We start from the raw sequence: 18,932 nt of genomic DNA on the forward strand, positions 1-18,932 counted from the left end.
ACAGGCCTGTGGAGGGTTCGAAACGCGCAAGTTATTTCATTTCGACTCCTATGCAGGCATCATTATCACGAGCATCATTATCACGAGCCGTTTTCATCGGAATCCGCCCGGTCCTTCCCCCGGTCGGCGGCCCGGGCGCCCGGCCGGGATGCGCGCCGACACCCGGCGGCGCGACACCCGGCGGCGCGGGCCCGGATCGGCGGTCGTCCACGCCCGGGACACACGGTGGCGGCCTGGGACCCGCCCCCGGCCTGGCGGCCATCGGCGGCGGGTTCTCCCGCGGCGGCCCGTCCCGGGATCAGCGGGGGGTGGTTCCCGGGGTTCGCCACGGGCTCGCCGGACGCACCGCCTCGGCCGCCCGCACCAGCGATTGGGCCAGCCGGCGGGCCTCGTCCGGATCCAGGTAGGCCGCGGCAAGGGTGTCGAGCATGGGCGCATCCAACCGGAGCAGGATGACCGGAGCCTTCCCGGCGCTCGCCGGTGGCTCGGGACGCACCGTTATCTCCGCCTGCCCGATCCGGGTAACCATAATGCCGTCCTGCGGGTCATGGTGGACCAGCGCCATGTTCACCCCATCGTGTGTCTGGGCCAAGGTATTTGAAGTTCGTTGCGCATGTTGGACTCTTGTTGTGGCCGCTTGGTTGTTCCCATCGGCGGTACAAACGGTGACACCCCCGAACCGCATACCCGCCCGCGTCGCCGCACCCGGCAGCCCGTCGGCAGGTCCTGCGCCCTATCGATGTTCGACCCGGCCCGGCTTCCCCTCCGGCCTGGCGGCCCGCGCTGTCGGCACCCGGACGTTTCAGCGTGCTCCCCACGTGTAGGTCTGCTTGACCAGCCGCAGGTAGACGAACGTCTCGGTGGCGAGGACCTGTGGCAGGGCGCGGATCTGCTCGTTGATCAGTTCGAGCAGGTGCTCGTCGTTCTCGGCGACGATCTCCACGATGAGATCGAAGGATCCGGCCGTCAGGACGACGTAATCGACCTCGGGCAGCGCGGCAATCGTGTCGGCGACGACGCGGGTGTCCCCGGTGACCCGTACCCCGATCATCGCTTCCCGGTGGAAGCCCACCCGGAGCGGGTCGGTGACGGCGACGATCTGCATGATGCCGGCGTCGAGCAGACGCTGTACCCGTTGGCGCACGGCCGCCTCGGAGAGCCCGACCGCCGCCGCCATGGCCGCATAGGACCGCCGGCCGTCCTGCTGCAGTTGCTCGATGATGGCCCTGTTGACATCGTCCAGCAGGGTGCCGGAGCTGAGTCGCTGGCCGGGCGACCGTCGCGACTGCACCCGGCGTCCTCCTCGGTCCTCCGTGGCGGTTCCCCACGCCCGTTCACGCTGGCCTGTCCCTGCTGCCATCGTATGGCCGTCGATGAGTGAACTGGGAAGCGAGCCTTATCCACGCAATCTTCGACGGATTCAATCGTCAAGCTGCCGATCAGGCTACTCTTTCAGTGGCTGATCGGTGGAAAGGATGCGTGGATGGTGTCGAATGTGATCGCTTCCGGGAGCGGTGTGACCCGGGCCGTGCCGCAGGCCAGAGCCGCGGAGCTGGCCGCGCGCGAGTCCGCCCGCCTCAACGCCCGCACCCGGGGCTCGGAGGCGCTGCATGCGCGGGCGGTGCGGTCGATGACCTCCGGGGTGCCGTCGTCCTACCAGGTACGTGATCCCTGGCCGATCTACCTCACCCGCGGTCTCGGGCCGAAGGTCTGGGACGTCGACGGCAACGAGTACGCCGACTTCCACAACGGGTTCGGTTCGATGGTGCAGGGGCACGCCCACCCGGCGATCGTGCGGGCCGTGACCGAGCGGGTGGCGCTCGGTACGCACTTCGCGATGCCCACCGAGGACTCCGTGGTGGTCAGCGAGGAGTTGGCCCGCCGCTTCGGGCTGCCGCAGTGGCGCTACGTCAACTCCGGCTCCGAGGCGACGATGGACGCGATCCGCATCGCCCGCGGTGTCACCGGCCGCGACACGATCGTCAAGATCTTCGGTTCGTACCACGGGCACCACGATTACGTGATGGTGTCGATCGGGACCCCGTACGACGACATCGGTCCGGCCGAGCATATGAACTCGCTGGGTTACGGTGCCGGGATCCCCCGGGTAGTCGTCGACCTCACGGTGCCGGTCCCCTTCAACGACGCTCCGGCGATGGAGCGGCGGATCGCCGCGCTCGCCGCTGAGGGACGCCTGCCCGCCTGTGTGATCATGGAGGCGGCGATGATGAACCTCGGCGTCGTCCTGCCGGAGCCCGGTTACCTGGCGGCGGTCCGGGAGATCACCTCCCGGTACGGGGTCATCCTGATCTTCGACGAGGTCAAGACGGGGCTGTGTGTCGCGGCCGGTGGGGCCACCGAGAGGTTCGGCGTGCGCCCGGACATGGTGACCCTGGCCAAGGCGCTCGGTGGCGGGCTGCCGTCCGGGGCGATCGGCGCGACGGCGGAACTGATGGAGGTCGTGGCCTCGGACCGGGTGAAACAGGTCGGCACGTACAACGGCAACCCGCTGACCATGGCCGCCGCCCGGGCGAGCCTGTTCGAGGTGCTCACCCCCGACGCCTACACCCACCTCGACCGGCTGGGTGGCCGGTTGACCGCCGGCTGCGACGAGATCGTGGCCCGCCACGGCATTCCCGGCTACACCGTCGGCATCAGCTCGAAGGGATGCGTGCACTTCACCGACGCGCCGATCCGTGACTACACCTCGTTCATGGCGCACCAGAACGCCGAGTTGCCCGAACTGGCCTGGCTCTACAACGCCAACCGCAACGTCCTCATGGCGCCCGGGCGCGAGGAGGAATGGACGTTGTCGGTGCAGCACACCGACGCCGACGTCGACCGTTACCTCGACAGCCTCGACCAGATGGCCCGGGACCTCGTTGGCTGAGCCGGCCCGATCCCCCAGGAGGGACTAGAGACATGGATGCGATCTTCGCCAATCTCATTGGTGGCGTCTCCACCCCGGCCGTCGATGGCGAGACAATGCCCATCCTGAACCCGTCGACGGCGGACCTGCTGGCGCAGGCACCCCGGTCGGGGCCGGCCGACGTCGACGCAGCCGTGCGGGCCGCGAGCGCGGCGTTCGAGGGCTGGCGGGACACCACGCCCGCGCAGCGGTCCCGGGCACTGCTGCGGGTGGCCGACGCGCTGGAGGACCGGGCCGACGAGGTCGCGGCGGTGGAGAGCGCGAACACCGGCAAACCGCTGCGGCTTACCGTGGACGAGGAGGTCGGGCCGTCCGCCGACCAGATCCGGTTCTTCGCCGGGGCCGCGCGGCTGCTCGAGGGCCGGTCGGCCGGCGAGTACCTGGCGGGGCACACCAGTTGCGTCCGCCGCGAGCCCATCGGGGTCTGCGCCCAGGTCACGCCCTGGAACTACCCGCTGATGATGGCGGTCTGGAAGGTCGCGCCGGCGATCGCGGCGGGCAACACCGTCGTGCTCAAGCCCTCCGACACCACCCCGGTCTCCAGTCTGCTGCTCGCCGAGATCGCCGCGGAGTTCCTCCCGCCCGGCGTGCTCAACGTGGTGTGCGGCGATCGTGACACCGGACGCGCGCTGGTGGCCCATCCGGGCCCGGCGATGGTCTCGGTGACCGGCAGCGTGCGGGCCGGGATGGAGATCGCCCGGGCCGCGGCGGACTCCTTGAAGAGGGTGCACCTCGAACTCGGGGGCAAGGCGCCGGTCATTGTCTTCGACGACGTGGATCCGGCGGTGGTGGCGCGGCAGATCGCCGAGGCCGCGTACTTCAACGCCGGCCAGGACTGCACGGCAGCGACCAGGGTGCTGGCCGCGCCGGGCGTCCACGACGACCTCGCCGCCGCCCTGGCCGAGGCGGCCGGGAAGACGGCGACCGGATCGCCGGAGGAGCCCGACGTCGACTACGGGCCCCTCAATAACGCGGGCCAACTGGCCCGGGTGAGCGGTTTCGTGGAGCGGGCACCTGAACATACCGAGGTGCTCGCCGGCGGTGCTCCGCTGGACCGGGCGGGCTACTTCTACCCGGCCACGGTCATCTCGGGTCTGCGCCAGGACGACGAGCTTATCCAGTCCGAGGTGTTCGGCCCGGTCATCACGGTGCAGCGGTTTGACTCGGAGGACACCGCGGTCGTCTGGGCCAACGGGGTCGAGTACGGCCTGGCCTCCAGCGTCTGGACCCGCGATCACGGCCGGGCCCTGCGGGTCGCCCGCCGGCTGGACTTCGGCTGCGTATGGATCAACACGCACATCCGGCTGGTGGCGGAGATGCCGCACGGTGGGTTCAAGAAGAGCGGGTACGGCAAGGATCTGTCGGTCTACGGCCTGGAGGACTACACCAGGATCAAGCACGTGATGAGCAACATCGAGTTCTGACCATCAGGTCTGACCACCGGGGTGGAACCGAGTTCTGGCCACCAGGTTCTGGCCGCCAGGTCGGAGTGGTCGGGCGCGGGGAGCCGGGTACGAGTCCCGGGCCGGCTCCCGGGGTAGGCCGTGGAAGTAGGATGGTGTGCTTCGAGCCGGGGTGATCGCCGGTCCGGGGCGGGTGGGTGGCGGCGAGTCGCGGGTGGGTGGTGGCGAGTGAGGAAGAATCCAGCCTCGGTCGTGGCATCGGCAGACGGGATGACGAGCACCGAAGGCGGCCGTGCCTACGGCGTGCCCCGGGTGAGCCCGCTGACCTCCCGCTTCGTCACGGTTCACGGGTACCGGCGGTGCTATCTGCGGGCCGGGCGCGGCCCGGTTCTGCTGCTCATCCACGGCATCGGGGACAACGCGCGCACCTGGGCCTCGATCATCCCGGAGTTGGCCCGCCGGCACACCGTCATCGCCCCCGACCTGCTGGGACACGGGGAGTCGGACAAACCGCGCGGTGACTACTCGGTGGCCGGCTACGCGTGCGGGATGCGTGACCTGCTCACCATCCTCGGGATCGAGCGCGCCACGGTCGTCGGGCACTCGCTGGGCGGCGGGGTGGCCATGCAGTTCGCCTACCAGTTCCCGGAGCGCTGCGAGCGGTTGGTGCTGGTCGCCACCGGCGGGGTCGGGCCACACCTGCATCCCGCGCTGCGGGCGGCGGCCGTGCCCGGAGCCGGGGCGCTGCTGTCCCTGATCGGCATGCCGCCGGTGCGGGTCGCCGGCTGGGCCGGAATGCACGCGCTGCGCCTGCTGCACACCGATCTCGGGCGGGACGCCGACGATCTCCTGAACGTCTTCGACTCGCTGGGCGTACCCACCGCGCGGGCGGCGTTCCTGCGCACGCTACGGTCGGCGGTGGACGGGCATGGGCAGTCCATCACGATGCTGGACCGGTGCTACCTCGCCGCTGGGATGCCCTCGCTGATCGTCTGGGGTGACCGGGATGCCGTCATCCCGGCTGAGCACGCGTGGATGGCGCACGAGGCGATGCCGGGGAGCCGCCTGGAGATCTTCGCCGGTGCCGGGCATTTCCCCCATCACACTGACCCCGAACGCTTCCGGGCGGTTCTCGAGGATTTTCTGGCGACCACCCGGCCGGCGAGTCACTCCCCGCAGCAGTGGCGGGCGATGCTGCGTGAGCACGGCCGCTCGACCAGGACCACGGAAGCATCCGGGGCCGCCGCCCAGCCGTCGGGCGCGCGTTCGACCCCGGCGGAAGCCGTGGGTCGTGGCCTCACCCGGAGCCGATAAACGGGCACGGCCGCCGGCCATGGCGGGGCCGGGATCCGCCGTTATACGTTCACCGAGGTGACCCGTCGCATCGGGGTGGACCCGCTATGCATCGACGACCCAGTTGGCCATCCATAGCCATGCCTTGCGGGAAGTCGCCCGGCGAGATGCGTCGGTGCCGTTCTCGGCTGAACCGCTCTCGCGGAAGGTCTTCCCGGTCACCGATGGATCCGGCCAGCCGAGGATCAAGGACTCTCGTACCTCTTGCCGTGTCGCCTGTTCGGGCCAGGGTCTTCGCGTGATGCGCTGTCTTCCGGCGCGGGTCTGCATTAACTGGTCGGCACCCGCTATCGTGGAGTTCAACGGGCAGGCCGGCGTCAATATGGCCTATCCTTGGTGGCGTAACATCAAAGTCCTCTCAAATCTCGGAGGTCGACCCTTGGCACGCCGTGCACGACTCAGCTGGCCCCAGGAACGGCGCCAGGCGAGTGAGGTGGTTGTCCGCCGGGTCGACCCCGGTCGAGGCTGGACCCTGGAACAGGCTCGTGACCTGGTACGACAGGGATACTCCGTCGAGCATGTGGCGGAACGCACCGGGTTTCCGGAGCAGATGCTGAAAGTCGCAGAGGAGGACTGAGGGGACGTAATGAAGTAACAAATACGTGATCGAGAGCATCATCGCAGGTCACAGGCCTGTGGAGGGTTCGAAACGCGCAAGTTATTTCATTTCGACTCCTGAGTGCAGCCTCCCGCCATCCCGGTGCCAAGAAAGTGCCACGGTGCGCCATCGTCGGCCGCCGGCGCGGGAGTGAGTGTTATCCCTTTCGTGGGTCAATCCGCAGGTTCGGGGAACCGGTCTTTCCCTGGCGCTCGAGGGTGACGCCGGCTATGGGGACGTAATGAAGTAACAAATACGTGATCGAGAGCATCATCGCAGGTCACAGGCCTGTGGAGGGTTCGAAACGCGCAAGTTATTTCATTTCGACTCCTATAGCCTGCGCGACGCTATCCTAACCAGCAGTGATATGACGGTGTGCCGGAGTCGCGTCACTCTGCGCACAACTGAATCAACGACTTCGCCTGGTTGGCTACCCAATTCGTCTGACCTCGGCGCACCTACGACAGTCGCGTCGCCGGGCACCCCTGCTGGCTATGCCCGGCTGGCACCCGTCACGCGTACCAGCCGGCGTAGATGGTCGCTGTAGACCGCATCGAGCCCGTATCCGGCTAGCCGGGTCAGTGTGGTTGTTCGTTGCGCATCCCACCCGAACACGGCGATACCCAGGTTGTGGAGAACACCGACGATGCCGGCCCGGGGTGGGGTCCATTCACGCGCGCGCAGGTTGAGGGCGGTGACTTCGACGGCCCGGAGTTCATCGCCGTACGCGGTCATTCCGCCACCGGCGACGATATCGCGGATCGACGTCGAGTTCACCAGCCGGACATCGTCATCCAGCGGTCGGTATTTCGCGAGGTCCGTGAGCCCGCCGCACAGCCACAGCCGCCTCGCCGCCTCGCCGCCACCGGCCTCGCGGGCGACGGCGGCGACGGCCGCAGCCGCGTCCGCCCAACTGCCTGGCGGGCCCTTCAGGTCAAGACTGAACTCGAAGGACGTACCCAGCTCCGCGTAGAACTCCGCGAGGGTCGGCAGCCACCCCGGCAGGCGGTCGGCGGTCAGGTCGGGAATCCGCCGACGCCGCCCGGGCGGGCCGAACACACCGTCATGATGCAGGACCGGAACGCCGTCGGCGGTGAGCCAGACGTCCGACTCCAGCCCACTCGCCCCGCCGGCCAGGGCACGACGGAACGCGGGCAGGGAGTTCTCCCGCTGGCCGGGGGCGGGAGAACCACGATGCGCAAAACCGATCATGAAGAGCCGTTGAACGACTGCAGCGCGACGTCGTGGAGATGCCCGTTGGTGGTGAGCACCGTGCCGTGTCCCGGTCCCCGGCGTCCGCCCAGGTCGGTGAACCGGCCGCCGGCCTCCTCGACGATGACCTGGAGCGCGGCCATGTCCCAGAGCGACACCTCGGGTTCGCAGGCGAGGTCCACGGCGCCCTCGGCCACCATCATGTGTGACCAGAAGTCGCCGTAGGCGCGGGTCCGCCAGACCTGGCCGGCGAGGTGGAGGAACTCCTCCAGCCGGTCGGCGGTCTGCCAGCCCTCGACGGAGGCGAAGGACAGGAAGGCGTCACCCAGGCTGGTGACCGAGGAGACCTTCAGGGCACGGGTGTCGCCGGTGGCGTCGCGAGTGAAGGCACCGGTGCCCCGGGCTCCCCACCACCGTCGGCTCATCGCCGGGGCGCTCGCGACCCCGACGACCATCTCGTCGTCCACCTCGAGCCCGAGCAGGGTGCCCCAGACGGGCACGCCGCGCACGAAGTTCTTGGTGCCGTCGACGGGGTCCAGGATCCAGCGCCGGCGGGCGCCCGATCCGACGAGACCCTCCTCCTCGCCGAGCACGGCGTCGCCCGGCCGGGCCACAGCGAGCCGTTCGCGGATCATGGACTCGACGGCGGTGTCGGCGTCGGAGACCGGGGTGTTGTCCGGCTTCGACTCGACATGCAGGTCTACTGCCTGGAATCGGGAAAGAGTGATCCGGTCGGCGGCGTCCGCGAGGCTGAGCGCGAGGGCCAGATCGTCGGCGATGGCGACGGTGTCGGAATCCGCGGTCGGTTCGATGCTCACGGAGGTGGGGTTAGGCGGGGTCACGCCTGCGAGACTACGAGCCGAGCCCCACCGCGCGTCGGTGGTCCCGGGCGGCGGGCACCGGGTGGCGGGGTGAGTGTGACTAATCTCCCGATCTATTGCGATCAAGGCGATGCTCCGCGGGCGCCGAGCAGCCGGCGCAGGCTCGCCAGCCGGGCAGCGTCGGCATGGCCGTCCCGCACCGCCGAGTCCAGGGCGCAGTCGGGGGACGGCGCCAGGTGCTCGCATCCGGGCTGACAGTGCGCGGCGGCCGCGGCGAGGTCCTCGAAGGCCCGCAGCACCCGCTCCGGGGACACCGCGCCGAGCCCGAACGACCGGACACCCGGGGTGTCCACAACAGTGCCCCCTTGGGGCAGCAGCAGTGCGACAGCGGCCGACGAGGTGTGCCGGCCGCGGCCGGTCACGGCGTTGACCTCGCCGATCGCCCGGTCCGCCGCCGGCACTAGCCGGTTCACCAGGGTGGACTTGCCGACCCCGCTGTGCCCGAACAGCACACTGACCCGATTGGTCAGCAGCTCCAGCAGCGCGTGCAGGTCCCCACCGGGGCGCGTGGTCACGACGGGGAGCCCGAGCGGGCGGTACAGCTCGACCAGCGGTGCCGGATCCGCGAGATCCGTCTTGGTCAGGCACAGGACCGGGGAGAGCCTGCCGTCGTAGGCGGCGACCAGGCACCGGTCGATCAGGCCGGGCCGCGGCGGCGGATCGGTGACCGCGCAGACGATGACCAGGACATCGGCGTTCGCGACGATCGGGCGTTCCACCGGATCGCTGTCGTCGGGGGTGCGCCGCAGGACGCTCGTGCGTTCCTCGCGGCGGACGATGCGCGCCAGGAGGCCCGCCGCCCCGGAGACATCCCCCACGAGGGCCACCCGGTCACCGACTATCACGGAGGTCCGGCGCATCGACCCACCGCGCACGGCCGCGACCAGGCGGTCGGCCATCGCGTCGAGTCGGCAGGTGTACCGGCCGCGGTCGACGCCCACCACTACCGCCACAACCGCCTCGGCATGGTCGGGCCGGTCCCGGGTCCGGGGGCGCGATCCCCGGCCCGGCCGGACCCAGACGTCGTCCTCGTCCAGCTCGCGGGCCATCGGACTAGCCGCCGGCGCCGTCGGTCGGACCCGGGGGGCCGCCGGCCCGGCCCGGGGGGCGTCGCGTCGCGCCGCTCATCGGGCCAGCATCGCCGTCCACATCCGGGGGAAGTCCGGCACCGTCTTGCCGGTCGTCGCGATGTCGTCGATGACGATCCCGGGCACCACGAGGCCGACCACCGCGTAGGCCATCGCCAGCCGGTGATCGGCGTGCGGGTCGAGCCGGGCGCCGTGCAGGGGCGCCGGACTGATCGCCAGCCCGTGGTCGGTGACGGTGACCCGTGCGCCCAGGCGACCGAGTTCGAGGGCCAGGGCGGCCAGCCGGTCGGTCTCCTGCAGCCGCAGGTGCGCGATGCCCCGTAGCCGTGACGGCGAGTCGGCGAGCACGGCGAGCGCGGTCAGTGTCGGAGCGGCCTCCCCGAAGTCGGACAGATCGACGTCGATCCCGTGGACGGCGCCGCCACCGGTGATCTCCAGGCCCGCCGGCGTGCGCCGGGCCGTGCCTCCCATCGCCACCAGCAGATCGGGCAGCAGCCGGCCGGGCTGCTCGGTCGACTCCGGCCAGTCCGGGATCACCACCCGCCCGCCGGTGGCGACCGCCGCCGCGAGGAAGGCCGCCGCGCTGTTCATGTCCGGTTCGATGGTCCGGTCCGCGGCGGTCGGCCTGCCCGGTTCGACGCGCCAGCGCCGGGTGCCCGCCACCGGGCCGGCTGCGGGGGAGCGCACGGCGTCGACCTCGACCGTGGCGCCGGCGGCCCGTAGATCCGCGACGGTCATGTCCAGGTAGGGAGCCGATGGCAGCCGGGACCCGCGGTGGACGACCGTCACCCCGGTGTCGTAGCGCGGGGAGGCGAGGAGCAGCCCCGAGACAAGCTGGCTGGAGTGGGAGGCATCCACGATCACCTCGCCGCCGCGCAGCCGCCCTCGGCCGTGCACGGTAAAGGGCATTCGGTCGCCGTCGATCTCGGCGCCGAGCTCGCGCAGCGCGCCGAGCAGCGGGGTGAGTGGGCGCTCGCGCATCCGCGCGTCTCCGTCAAAGACGACATCGCCGCGGGTCAGCGTGGCCAGCGCCGGGGTGAAGCGCGCCACGGTGCCCGCGTTTCCGCACTCCGCGCGCGCGGCGGGTGCGGCGCTCGGCATCGGGTGGCCGTGGACGACCCAGTCGGGCCCCTCGGTGGATACCTCGGTACCCAACGTCCTCAGCACCCCGGCCATCAGCAGGGTGTCGCGGGAGCGCAGCGCACCCCGCAGCCGGGAGGTTCCATTCGCCAGCGCGGCGAGCACGAGTGCCCGGTTCGTGCCGGACTTCGAGCCGGGCACCGCGACGACGGCCTCGACCGGTTGCCGTGCGAGTGGAGCCGGCCACGGATCGGACTGCGTTCCGGTGGCTTCGGTACCCGTCAGGATGCTCACCATGACAGCATGCCGGACGACGGCCCGGGTCAACCGCGTCCTCGCGACATGCGCCGGCCGGCACCCGATTCCCGCCGGTCGGGTCGGGTGCCGGTCGGGTCGGGCGGGCGCGGCGGGAGGCCGGGTGGCGACGAGAAGATCCTTTGAGCGTGCCTATCCGTCGTGCGGCGCGGTGGTGGTGGCCGACCTGGTCCGTCGCGGTGAGATCGCCGCGCAGGAGGCCGTCGATGCCGCGTTCGCCCGCCTGCGCGCGGTGGACGGCGTCCTGCGGGCCTTCACCGAGCTCTGGCCGGAGGAAGCCGGGCGCACGGCCAGCGCGGTGCAACGCGCCCTGGCTCGCGGTGCGGACCTGCCCCTCGCCGGCGTGCCCGTCGCCGTCAAGGCAGGGGAGGGCGTCGACGCCCCCGTGACCCAGAAGCTGATCGCGGCGGGAGCGGTCGCGATCGGAATGACCGCGGTACCGGTGCGGGCCGCGCACGTCTGGCAGACCTGGGGCCACACCAGCCGTGGCCCGACCGTCAACCCGTGGCGGGTCGACCGCGTCCCGGGCGGATCGTCGGCCGGCTCGGCCGCGGCGGTGGCGGCGGGGATCGTCCCGCTCGCCACGGCCAGCGACGGCGCCGGCTCCACCCGCCTCCCGGCGGCCTGGTGTGGAGTGGTCGGCCTCAAACCCACGAACGGACGGCTGCCTACCCGGAACCCGGCCGGGTTCACCGTGCCCGGTCCGATCACCCGGACGGTCGCGGACGCCCAGGCCTGGCTGGAGGTGGTCCTCGGCGACCCCGGGTCGCGCCCCGCGGCCGGCCCGCGCGGCGCGGATCGCGTGCCGGGTGCCGCCTGGTCAGCGACGCTCGGATTCGCCACCCCCGAGCCGGAGGTGGTGGCGGTCAGCCGCGCCGCCGCCGAGCGTCTCGTCCGCGCCGGTGCGCTGACCTGGCGTGTGGTCCCCGTCGAGCTGGAGGATCCGGAGGAGGCGTGGACGGCGCTGCGGGCGACCACCGCGACCACGACCACCGCGACCACCGCGACCACCGCGGCCACGGCCACCGCGGTCACGACGGCCACTGCCCCGGTGGACCGCGGCCGCCGTGACCGGAGCAGCGCGGCGTCGCGGGAGGACAACGACGCCCGGCTCGCGGCCATCCTGGCCCGGGTCGATCTGATCATCACGCCCACTACGCCGAACCGGCCGCATCCGCACAGCGGCCCAGGCCAGACCCGGAGTGTGAGCCTCACCTGGGCGTTCAACCTCAGCGGCCACCCCGCGGTGAGCGTCCCCGCCGGATTCACCGACGACGGCTGCCCGGTTGGCCTCCAGATCGTCGGCCGGCACGGGGACGAGGCCCGGCTCCTGGGAATCGCGGCCGCCCTCGAACGCCTCGCCCCCTGGCCCGCATGGACCGACCGTCGCGCCGGATTTTAGGCGGACCGGCGGGCCGAGGCGATGAGATGGATGCCGATGGACTCACCCTCACGCTCGGCGGAGAGTTCCACCTCCGTGCGTACCAGGGTGGGGAAGCACGAGACGTCCTCGGCGACCGTACGCTTGACCGCCTCTGCGGAGAGCACGGTGCGCGGGCGGATCCAGTCCACGTCGAGCCCTGCGCTGGTCAGCAGCGCCCGAAGTTCCTCAGGCCAGAAACACCGGGTGATCGTTCCGTCTTCCGCCGGCACGAGCACCACGTCCGCCCGCGGGACGTCGGACAGCTCCGCCCAGCGGTGCTGTTCGGCGAGCCGGGCGAGCCCGAGCAGCAGGGAGTCGACGCAGAGCAGCAGCTGGCCGCCCGGCCGCAGCATCCGGTGGATCTCCTCCAGGATGGTCTCGGTGGCGAGGCAGAACGACAGCGCCCGAGCCTCGGCGAGGACGGCGTCGAAGGAACCGGGAGCGAACCAGTCCAGCGAGCGGGCGTCTCCCACCACCGGCAGAAGCGTCCCGGGACCGCTCCCCGGATCGGGCGGCAGGGCGCTGGTGACCACCCGGACGACCTGATGGCCGGTGCTCACCATCTGGCGGGCGAAGCGGGCCCGCGGGCCGGAGACGTCGAGCACCCGCGTGGGCCGGGACGGCAGCCATTCGCGGAGCTGGACCGCCGCGACCTCTTCGTAGAACGCCCAGTATGGGTCGTCACTGTTGGCTGGAGCCTCGCAGACCAGGGTGTTCGCTCGTCCGCGAGACGGACCCGGATCGGCGTCGGGGCCAGGCGGCATGAAACGTTCCTACCCTTCGAGGGGCGATGATGCGAGGTAAGTCACACACTCAAGGCGGAAGTCTGACAGATTCCAGGCTCGACCACGTCGTGTCCTTCCCCGTTCGCGCGGATAGATGCGCGCCGGATTCGCCGTCCACCGCCGCCGGCCCCGGGCAGGTCCCGGGTGATGGACCGCCCACAGCTGTGGACGGCGGGCGGCTGCTGGTGGTTCCCGGCACGACGGAGTCGACGGTGCTCTTCCTGCACGGAGCCGGGACTGGCACGGACACGCCGCTTTTCGTACAACTTGCGGCATATCTCACCTCTGTCGGGGTGCAGGTGGCGCGGCTGGAGATGCCGTACCGCGTCGCCGGACGGCGGGCGCCGGACCGGCCGGCCCGGCTCGACGCGGTCGCGATCGCCGCGGTCGGGGCGCTGGGCCCACCGCGCCTGTTGGCCTTCGCCGGCGCCTCGATGGGATCGTGGGTAGCCGTGCGGGTCGCGGCCGGGCTCGAGGCGTGCGGCGTGCTCGCCCTCGGCTTCCCGATCCAGCCACCGGGAACCACGCCGGCAGGCAGAACCAGGCCGTCGAGGCAGGACGAACTTGACGGCGCGGGCGTCCCGGTGCTCGTCGTCCAGGGCGAGCGGGACTCCTTCGGGCGACCGGTGCCCGATCCGGAGCTCGGCCGCGAGGTCCATCTCGTCGCGGGAGCCGACCACTCCTTCCGGACCCGCCGACAGGATGCGCGTCCGCCCGGCGAGGCCGTGGCCGAAGCGGCCCGGGCCGGCGCATTCTGGCTGCGGGGCCGGCTGCGGGAATCATCCGCGGGCTGACCCGGTTGTGCGGGCAGTCAGCCGACAGTTAACCGGCAGCCCGACGACGTCGTGGAGGCTTCATGACTCCTGGGAGCAGCACCGGCCGGCGGTCCGCGCAGTCGCGGACCGCCGCCGCCTGGCCTTTGCCGAGCGTCGCGCCGATGCGCGCCCCGGCTTTGGCCGGGGTATCGTCCGCTCTGGAAGGACGGTCGCATGTCGCCCGGTCAGGTGTGGTGGACGCGGGGCGGGCCGCCGGGGAGCATGACGGTGAGGAAGTGATCCTGGTCGACGAGACCACCGAGGAGCGAGGCGCCCGTTTCGAGCAGGACGCCCTTCCCTACCTCGACCAGTTGTATGCGGCAGCCCTGCGCATGACCCGTAATCCCGCCGACGCGGAGGATCTCGTGCAGGAGACCTTCGTCAAGGCGTTCGCGGCCTTCCACCAGTTTCAGGCGGGCACGAATCTTAAGGCCTGGCTCTACCGGATTCTGACGAACACGTTCATCAACACGTACCGCAAGCGGCAGCGCCAGCCGCTGCAGAGCCCCACCGAGCAGGTGGAGGACTGGCAGCTCGCCGAGGCGGGGTCGCATACGTCCAGTGGGCTCAAGAGCGCGGAGACCGAGGCGTTGGAACACCTGCCGGACAGCGATATCAAGGACGCCCTGCAGGCACTGCCCGAGGACTTCCGCATGGCGGTGTACCTCGCCGACGTCGAGGGCTTCGCCTACAAGGAGATCGCGGAGATCATGGGTACGCCGATCGGGACCGTGATGTCCCGGTTGCACCGCGGTCGCCGGGGTCTGCGGAAGTCCTTGGAGAAGTATGCCTTGGACCGTGGGCTCGTGGCGGCCGGTTCCGCCGACGGCGAGGGCGGTGCGTCGTGAGCTGCGGCGGTCCACACGAGATCGATTGCCGGAAAGTACTCGACGCGGTCTTTCTGTATCTCGACGGTGAGTGTGAGGGCGGGCAGCAGAATCTGATTCGGGCCCACCTTGACGAATGCTCTCCCTGCCTGCGCGAGTTCGGGGTGGAGCACGAGGTGAAGATGCTCGTCGCCCGCAAGTGCGGCGGGGAGCGGGCGCCCGAGTCGCTGCGGGCGAGCCTGCTCGCCCGGCTGCGGGCCGTCCGGGTGGAGATCGACGCCGCCGAGTACCGGCCGGAGTAGCTGGGGCCGGGTGGAGCATCGGGCTGCCTGGGGGCGGGCCGTGGCAGCCACGGCCCGCCGGGTGGCTCAGGTGTTCGGGCGCTTGCCGTGGTTGGCCTTGTTCTTCGCCCGTGCGCGCCGCTTGCGCTTCTTCTTCGCCATCAGGAATCTTCCTCTGTTCCGCTTCGACGTGCAGTCATCGTGCCAGTCCGCGCCGACGGGAGGTGACCGGCGGGTCCGTCGAGGCCCTCGTCCTCGTCGGCGTCGCCGAACCCGTCCGGTGAGCCATCGCCGAGGTTCCCGCGGGCCGGGGACTGCACCGCCCTGGCATGGCGGCGGGCCTGCAACGTGCGCCACGCCCGCACGGGGGCTATCGCTCCGAACAGTCCCAGCGCCGCGGCGATCGCCACGTCGCCGACGCTGACGACCGCGGGCGTCCAGGGCAGGGGCAGCGGGATGATGTCACTGAGCAGGCGCAGGGTCGTACCGTCCCCGGCCGGCGTGTGAAATGCCGAGGCCAGGATGTCGGAGATCGGTACACCGGCGCGGTCGGCCCCCCACCGCGACACCGGCATCTGGCCGCCGTTCGCGGTGATGACGGCGGCGTTGGAGATGAGACCGGTGACCAGGAGACCGAGTCCGGGCAGGCGGTTGTTCGCGCTGGCGAACAGGGCTGTGACCACGGCGGCCGCGATCCACGCCGGGCCGTGCAGGGCGGGCACGAGTCGGCCGATCGCGAGCACCAGGACCGCCGCGGCGAGCAGCCATGGTCGGGAGACATGGATGCGGGCGAGGGCGCCGAGAGTTCCGCCGTGGGCGAGGCCGACGCCCAGACCGCATAGCAGGGTCAGCACCAGAAGTACGAGCACATGCGTAGTGTGCGGCGTTATGAGCGACAGTCCCAGCACCGGGCGGTCGCGTCGTCTCAGCGTGCCGGCCCGGATACATCCGGGGCCCAGGGACGTTGGTCGGACAGCCTCGGCACACTACGCTCTTGCCAGATTCACCGCCGCTGAAGGGAGCCTGATGGCCGAGGAAGTCCGCGCTGAGATGGTGGCCAACGTCTGGAAGGTCGTCGTCGGTGTGGGAGACCCGGTGAGCGCTGGTGACGCCCTGGTGATCCTCGACTCCATGAAGATGGAGATCCCCGTGATCAGCGAGGACGGCGGGACGGTCGCCCGGATCGCGGTGCAGGAGGGCGACGTCGTCCAGGACGGTGACCTGATCGCCGTGGTCGAGCCGCTCCCCACCGCCTGATCGTCCTTGTCCGGCGGGATAGCGGCTGAGGGATCCGATGCCTCAGGCGATGTCCTAAGGGGACGTAATGAAGTAACAAATACGTGATCGAGAGTATCATCGCAGGTCACAGGCCTGTGGAGGGTTCGAAACGCGCAAGTTATTTCATTTCGACTCCTAAGCTGCCCATTATGGACGCCGCGTTTTGTGACCGTTGCGGTCAGCTGGCCAGCGTGGGCAGCCACGAGGCGTGCCGGCGGGCCCGCGAGCTGGAGCCATCCCGCTACTGTCGAGCCTGCCGGCGGCGGATGGTCGTCCAGGTCACCCCGGTGGGTTGGTCGGCCCGGTGCGCGGAGCATGGGCTGCTCTCGGTCTGAGCTCGTCGGTTACGTCCACCGTCGTCACGCCGACCGCGATCCTGGCCCCGGCCGAGTGCCGGCGGGTCCGGCCAGCCGGGCCGAGGCGTACGAAGACCGCTGCGCGCCCGACCACCGGACTCGGGCTGCGGCGTCGGGTTCATGTCGGGACCAGTCCTGCCGGGGCCAGAGCCGCCGGTTATCGTCGGCGACCAGGGTGGGTAGAGACGCATCCACGTGTGAAGCAGGTCCACCTCCTGCGCGAACGGGAGCATCAGCACCGGGCGCGAACCAGCCGGGCACGAACCAGCGCTGAAGTGGAACGGATGGGGGGCTTAGAGGGTGGCCTGCAGGGACTTGATCGGCATGCTCAGCTCGGCCAGCATCTTCAGGTCGGCCTCCGCGGAGCGGCCCAGCGTCGTCAGATAGTTCCCGACGATCATGGCGTTGATACCACCGAGCATCCCCTGCACGTCGAGATCACCCAGGGTGATCTCGCGTCCGCCGGAGTAGCGCAGGATCGTGCGCGGCATGGCGAGGCGGAACGCCGCGATCGCGCGCAGCGCGTCACGCGGCTCGACCAGCGGAAGATCCCCGAAGGGCGTCCCCGGCCGCGGGTTGAGGAAGTTCAGCGGAACCTCGTCGGGCTCCAGGGCCGCAAGCTGGGCGGCGAGCTCGGCACGCTGCTCGAGGCTCTCGCCGACGCCCAGAATGGCGCCGCAGCACAGCTCCATCCCCGCGGCCCGCACCATCTCACAGATCTCCCACCGCTCCTCCCAGTTGTGGGTGGTGACCACGTTCGGGAAGTGCGAGCGGGCCGTCTCCAGGTTGTGGTTGTAACGGTGCACACCCATCGCCGCGAGTTCGTCGACCTGCGCGGAGGTCAGCATGCCCAGCGAGCAGGCGACGTTGATGTCGACCGCCGCACGGATGGCGGCGACCCCCCTCCCGCACCTGCGCCATGAGCCGGGCGTCCGGGCCCCGCACGGCCGCGACGATGCAGAACTCGGTGGCGCCTGTCGCCGCGGTCTGCCGGGCGGCGTCAACGAGCGAGGGCACGTCCAGCCAGGCGGACCGTACCGGCGAGTCGAACTTGCCGGACTGCGAGCAGAAGTGACAGTCTTCCGGGCATCCGCCGGTCTTGAGGCTGACGATCCCCTCCACCTCGACCTCCGGACCACACCAGCGCATCCGCACCTCGTGGGCCAGGGCGAGCAGATCGGTCAGCGTCTCGTCCGGGAGCCGGAGCACGGCGAGCACGCCGGCCTCGTCCAGCCCTTGTCCGCCCTCGAGGACCTCGCGCCGTGCCACGGTGAGGATGCCGGCACCGTCCTGGTCCGCCGGCGGCCGCGGCGACGCCGGTGCAGGTGCAGGTGCGGTGGGGTGCGCGGTCACGGATCCGGTCACGGACGTGGTCACGGATGCAGTCACAGGGGTCTCCAGACGAGGGTCGGCGGGTGCGGTGGATGCGTGGTGGCGGTGGGCATCGTGGTCGGGACTGATGCACATGCACCCAGGTGCATGCGCACCCATTGTCGAACCGGCGCGCGGATGTGGGGCCGGATTCCCGAACACCATCGAGCCCCAAACACCATCGAGCCCCGAACACCATCGAGCATGGTGGTTATGTCTCGTAGCGAGCCCTGAACTCCTGGGCACGGAACGTGCCGCCCAGTGCCGGTTGCAGCGAGGCACGCGCCACGGCCAGGAACTCGGGCTGGGCCAGCAGGCCGGCTCCCGCCGGGAGGACGCCGGCCAGCGGCCGGGCGGCCAGGCTTTCCAGGTCGGTGAGGTTGCACCGGCAGGCCAGGTCCGGTTCGGCCAGCCAGGACCCGACCACCACACCGACGAGGTCCAGGCCGCGGTGCGCCAGCGCCTCCAGGGTCAGCGCCGTGTCGTTCAGAGCGCCTAGGCCCGCGGCGGTCACGACGAGCACTGGCGCCCGCAGCACCCGGGCCAGGTCGGCGAGGGTGGCGCCGCCCGCGTCGTAGCGGACCAGCAGGCCGCCGGCGCCCTCGACGAGGACGAGATCGCGGCTGTCGGCGAGTATGCCGATCCGGGCGGCGAGCTCGTCGAGGTCGACGGCCCGGTGCCCGGACCTGCGGGCGGCGGTGGCCGGAGCGAGCGGGTCGGGGTAGCGGGCCAGCTCGTGGACGTCGGTAATCCCGGTCAGATCGCGGACGAGGTCGACGTCACCCAGCTCGCCGGGGCCAACACCGGTCTGGGCCGGTTTCACCACCGCGACCGCGCGGCGTCGGTCGTGCGCGAGCGCGCCGATCGCGGCCGTCACCACCGTCTTGCCGACCCCGGTGCCGGTCCCGGTCACCACCAGGACCGTCATCGGGCTAGG

General features: G+C 70.9%; 20 protein-coding genes and 1 pseudogene. 9 read left to right on the forward strand and 12 right to left on the reverse strand.

Going from position 1 to position 18,932, the window contains the following annotated elements:
- Positions 1 to 298: 298 nt before the first annotated feature.
- Positions 299 to 685 carry a DUF6907 domain-containing protein gene (locus tag ACY45C_RS03480; protein WP_462186205.1) on the reverse strand — a complete coding sequence of 129 codons (387 nt, stop codon included), beginning with the start codon at positions 683 to 685 and terminating at the stop codon, positions 299 to 301.
- A 117-nt stretch (positions 686 to 802) separates the two neighbouring features.
- Positions 803 to 1,291 (reverse strand): Lrp/AsnC family transcriptional regulator, encoded by a 489-nt coding sequence (locus ACY45C_RS03485; protein WP_462186206.1) that lies wholly within the window; start codon positions 1,289 to 1,291, stop codon positions 803 to 805.
- A gap of 192 nt (positions 1,292 to 1,483) precedes the next feature.
- On the opposite strand from ACY45C_RS03485, the gene ACY45C_RS03490 reads away from it, so the two are divergent.
- The 3 genes from ACY45C_RS03490 (at position 1,484) to ACY45C_RS03500 (ending at position 5,646) form a co-directional block, all read left to right on the forward strand.
- Positions 1,484 to 2,890: an aspartate aminotransferase family protein gene (locus tag ACY45C_RS03490; protein ID WP_462186207.1), complete on the forward strand. Its 1,407-nt coding sequence runs from the start codon at positions 1,484 to 1,486 to the stop codon at positions 2,888 to 2,890.
- Positions 2,891 to 2,922: 32 nt separating this feature from the next.
- Positions 2,923 to 4,353 (forward strand): gamma-aminobutyraldehyde dehydrogenase, encoded by a 1,431-nt coding sequence (locus tag ACY45C_RS03495; RefSeq protein WP_462186208.1) that lies wholly within the window; start codon positions 2,923 to 2,925, stop codon positions 4,351 to 4,353.
- Positions 4,354 to 4,602: 249 nt separating this feature from the next.
- Positions 4,603 to 5,646, forward strand: coding sequence for an alpha/beta fold hydrolase (locus ACY45C_RS03500; RefSeq protein WP_462186228.1), 1,044 nt, complete (start codon positions 4,603 to 4,605; stop codon positions 5,644 to 5,646).
- A 397-nt stretch (positions 5,647 to 6,043) separates the two neighbouring features.
- Here the strand turns inward: ACY45C_RS03500 and ACY45C_RS03505 are convergent, their stop codons facing one another.
- The 5 genes from ACY45C_RS03505 to aroA form a co-directional block, all read right to left on the reverse strand.
- On the reverse strand, positions 6,044 to 6,304 hold the full coding sequence (locus ACY45C_RS03505; protein ID WP_462186209.1) for a hypothetical protein: 261 nt from the start codon (positions 6,302 to 6,304) through the stop codon (positions 6,044 to 6,046).
- Between the two features lie 471 nt (positions 6,305 to 6,775).
- Positions 6,776 to 7,495 (reverse strand): glycerophosphodiester phosphodiesterase, encoded by a 720-nt coding sequence (locus ACY45C_RS03510; RefSeq protein WP_462186210.1) that lies wholly within the window; start codon positions 7,493 to 7,495, stop codon positions 6,776 to 6,778.
- A complete protein-coding gene (hisN, locus tag ACY45C_RS03515) occupies positions 7,492 to 8,337 on the reverse strand; it encodes a histidinol-phosphatase (protein ID WP_462186211.1) in 846 nt (281 codons plus the stop codon). The genes ACY45C_RS03510 and hisN overlap by 4 nt, the downstream gene beginning before the upstream one ends.
- 101 nt (positions 8,338 to 8,438) lie before the next feature.
- On the reverse strand, positions 8,439 to 9,425 hold the full coding sequence (gene rsgA / locus ACY45C_RS03520) for a ribosome small subunit-dependent GTPase A (protein ID WP_462186212.1): 987 nt from the start codon (positions 9,423 to 9,425) through the stop codon (positions 8,439 to 8,441).
- 75 nt (positions 9,426 to 9,500) lie between these two features.
- Complete coding sequence (gene aroA / locus ACY45C_RS03525) at positions 9,501 to 10,841, reverse strand: 3-phosphoshikimate 1-carboxyvinyltransferase (RefSeq protein WP_462186213.1); 1,341 nt, start codon at positions 10,839 to 10,841, stop codon at positions 9,501 to 9,503.
- Between aroA and ACY45C_RS03530 the strand changes: the two genes are divergently transcribed.
- Positions 10,840 to 12,261, forward strand: coding sequence for an amidase (locus ACY45C_RS03530; protein ID WP_462186214.1), 1,422 nt, complete (start codon positions 10,840 to 10,842; stop codon positions 12,259 to 12,261). The two genes, aroA and ACY45C_RS03530, sit on opposite strands and share 2 nt — an antisense overlap.
- On the opposite strand, the gene ACY45C_RS03535 is transcribed toward ACY45C_RS03530, so the two are convergent.
- A complete protein-coding gene (locus ACY45C_RS03535; protein ID WP_462186215.1) occupies positions 12,258 to 13,046 on the reverse strand; it encodes a methyltransferase domain-containing protein in 789 nt (262 codons plus the stop codon). The two genes, ACY45C_RS03530 and ACY45C_RS03535, sit on opposite strands and share 4 nt — an antisense overlap.
- 185 nt (positions 13,047 to 13,231) lie before the next feature.
- Here ACY45C_RS03535 and ACY45C_RS03540 point away from each other — a divergent pair, with 185 nt between their 5' ends.
- From ACY45C_RS03540 to rsrA, 3 genes are all read left to right on the forward strand, one after another.
- Positions 13,232 to 13,861 (forward strand): alpha/beta hydrolase family protein, encoded by a 630-nt coding sequence (locus ACY45C_RS03540; RefSeq protein ID WP_462186216.1) that lies wholly within the window; start codon positions 13,232 to 13,234, stop codon positions 13,859 to 13,861.
- Between the two features lie 62 nt (positions 13,862 to 13,923).
- Complete coding sequence (locus ACY45C_RS03545; RefSeq protein WP_462186217.1) at positions 13,924 to 14,730, forward strand: sigma-70 family RNA polymerase sigma factor; 807 nt, start codon at positions 13,924 to 13,926, stop codon at positions 14,728 to 14,730.
- Positions 14,727 to 15,011 carry a mycothiol system anti-sigma-R factor gene (rsrA, locus tag ACY45C_RS03550; protein ID WP_462186218.1) on the forward strand — a complete coding sequence of 95 codons (285 nt, stop codon included), beginning with the start codon at positions 14,727 to 14,729 and terminating at the stop codon, positions 15,009 to 15,011. Before ACY45C_RS03545 ends, rsrA begins: the two co-directional genes overlap by 4 nt.
- Before the next feature lie 66 nt (positions 15,012 to 15,077).
- Here rsrA and ACY45C_RS03555 read toward each other — a convergent pair whose 3' ends face one another.
- Positions 15,078 to 15,152 carry a 50S ribosomal protein bL37 gene (locus ACY45C_RS03555; protein ID WP_369807823.1) on the reverse strand — a complete coding sequence of 25 codons (75 nt, stop codon included), beginning with the start codon at positions 15,150 to 15,152 and terminating at the stop codon, positions 15,078 to 15,080.
- Entirely contained in the window at positions 15,152 to 15,859 is a 708-nt protein-coding gene (locus ACY45C_RS03560; RefSeq protein ID WP_462186219.1) for a DUF5317 domain-containing protein, read from the reverse strand. Before ACY45C_RS03560 ends, ACY45C_RS03555 begins: the two co-directional genes overlap by 1 nt.
- Positions 15,860 to 16,016: 157 nt before the next feature.
- On the opposite strand from ACY45C_RS03560, the gene ACY45C_RS03565 reads away from it, so the two are divergent.
- Both ACY45C_RS03565 and bsaP read left to right on the forward strand, forming a co-directional pair.
- Positions 16,017 to 16,247 carry a biotin/lipoyl-binding carrier protein gene (locus ACY45C_RS03565; RefSeq protein WP_462186220.1) on the forward strand — a complete coding sequence of 77 codons (231 nt, stop codon included), beginning with the start codon at positions 16,017 to 16,019 and terminating at the stop codon, positions 16,245 to 16,247.
- A gap of 170 nt (positions 16,248 to 16,417) precedes the next feature.
- Entirely contained in the window at positions 16,418 to 16,603 is a 186-nt protein-coding gene (bsaP, locus tag ACY45C_RS03570) for a biotin synthase auxiliary protein BsaP (protein WP_462186229.1), read from the forward strand.
- A gap of 314 nt (positions 16,604 to 16,917) precedes the next feature.
- On the opposite strand, the pseudogene bioB reads toward bsaP, so the two are convergent.
- Together bioB and bioD are read right to left on the reverse strand one after the other, a co-directional pair.
- A pseudogene (bioB, locus tag ACY45C_RS03575) lies at positions 16,918 to 17,989 on the reverse strand (biotin synthase BioB).
- Between the two features lie 217 nt (positions 17,990 to 18,206).
- Positions 18,207 to 18,923, reverse strand: coding sequence for a dethiobiotin synthase (bioD, locus tag ACY45C_RS03580; protein ID WP_462186230.1), 717 nt, complete (start codon positions 18,921 to 18,923; stop codon positions 18,207 to 18,209).
- Positions 18,924 to 18,932: the final 9 nt, after the last annotated feature.

This window comes from Frankia sp. CcWB2, assembly GCF_977927585.1.

Bases quoted from the DNA above. Each gene is read 5' to 3' on its own strand.
- ACY45C_RS03480 (WP_462186205.1), bottom strand. From the start codon at position 685: ATGCGGTTCGGGGGTGTCACCGTTTGTACCGCCGATGGGAACAACCAA.
- ACY45C_RS03490 (WP_462186207.1), top strand. From the start codon at position 1,484: ATGGTGTCGAATGTGATCGCTTCCGGGAGCGGTGTGACCCGGGCCGTG.
- ACY45C_RS03495 (WP_462186208.1), top strand. From the start codon at position 2,923: ATGGATGCGATCTTCGCCAATCTCATTGGTGGCGTCTCCACCCCGGCC.
- ACY45C_RS03500 (WP_462186228.1), top strand. From the start codon at position 4,603: ATGACGAGCACCGAAGGCGGCCGTGCCTACGGCGTGCCCCGGGTGAGC.
- ACY45C_RS03505 (WP_462186209.1), bottom strand. From the start codon at position 6,304: ATGATGCTCTCGATCACGTATTTGTTACTTCATTACGTCCCCTCAGTC.
- ACY45C_RS03510 (WP_462186210.1), bottom strand. From the start codon at position 7,495: ATGATCGGTTTTGCGCATCGTGGTTCTCCCGCCCCCGGCCAGCGGGAG.
- rsgA (WP_462186212.1), bottom strand. From the start codon at position 9,425: ATGGCCCGCGAGCTGGACGAGGACGACGTCTGGGTCCGGCCGGGCCGG.
- ACY45C_RS03530 (WP_462186214.1), top strand. From the start codon at position 10,840: ATGACAGCATGCCGGACGACGGCCCGGGTCAACCGCGTCCTCGCGACA.
- aroA (WP_462186213.1), bottom strand. From the start codon at position 10,841: ATGGTGAGCATCCTGACGGGTACCGAAGCCACCGGAACGCAGTCCGAT.
- ACY45C_RS03535 (WP_462186215.1), bottom strand. From the start codon at position 13,046: ATGCCGCCTGGCCCCGACGCCGATCCGGGTCCGTCTCGCGGACGAGCG.
- ACY45C_RS03545 (WP_462186217.1), top strand. From the start codon at position 13,924: ATGACTCCTGGGAGCAGCACCGGCCGGCGGTCCGCGCAGTCGCGGACC.
- ACY45C_RS03565 (WP_462186220.1), top strand. From the start codon at position 16,017: ATGGCCGAGGAAGTCCGCGCTGAGATGGTGGCCAACGTCTGGAAGGTC.
- bsaP (WP_462186229.1), top strand. From the start codon at position 16,418: ATGGACGCCGCGTTTTGTGACCGTTGCGGTCAGCTGGCCAGCGTGGGC.
- bioD (WP_462186230.1), bottom strand. From the start codon at position 18,923: ATGACGGTCCTGGTGGTGACCGGGACCGGCACCGGGGTCGGCAAGACG.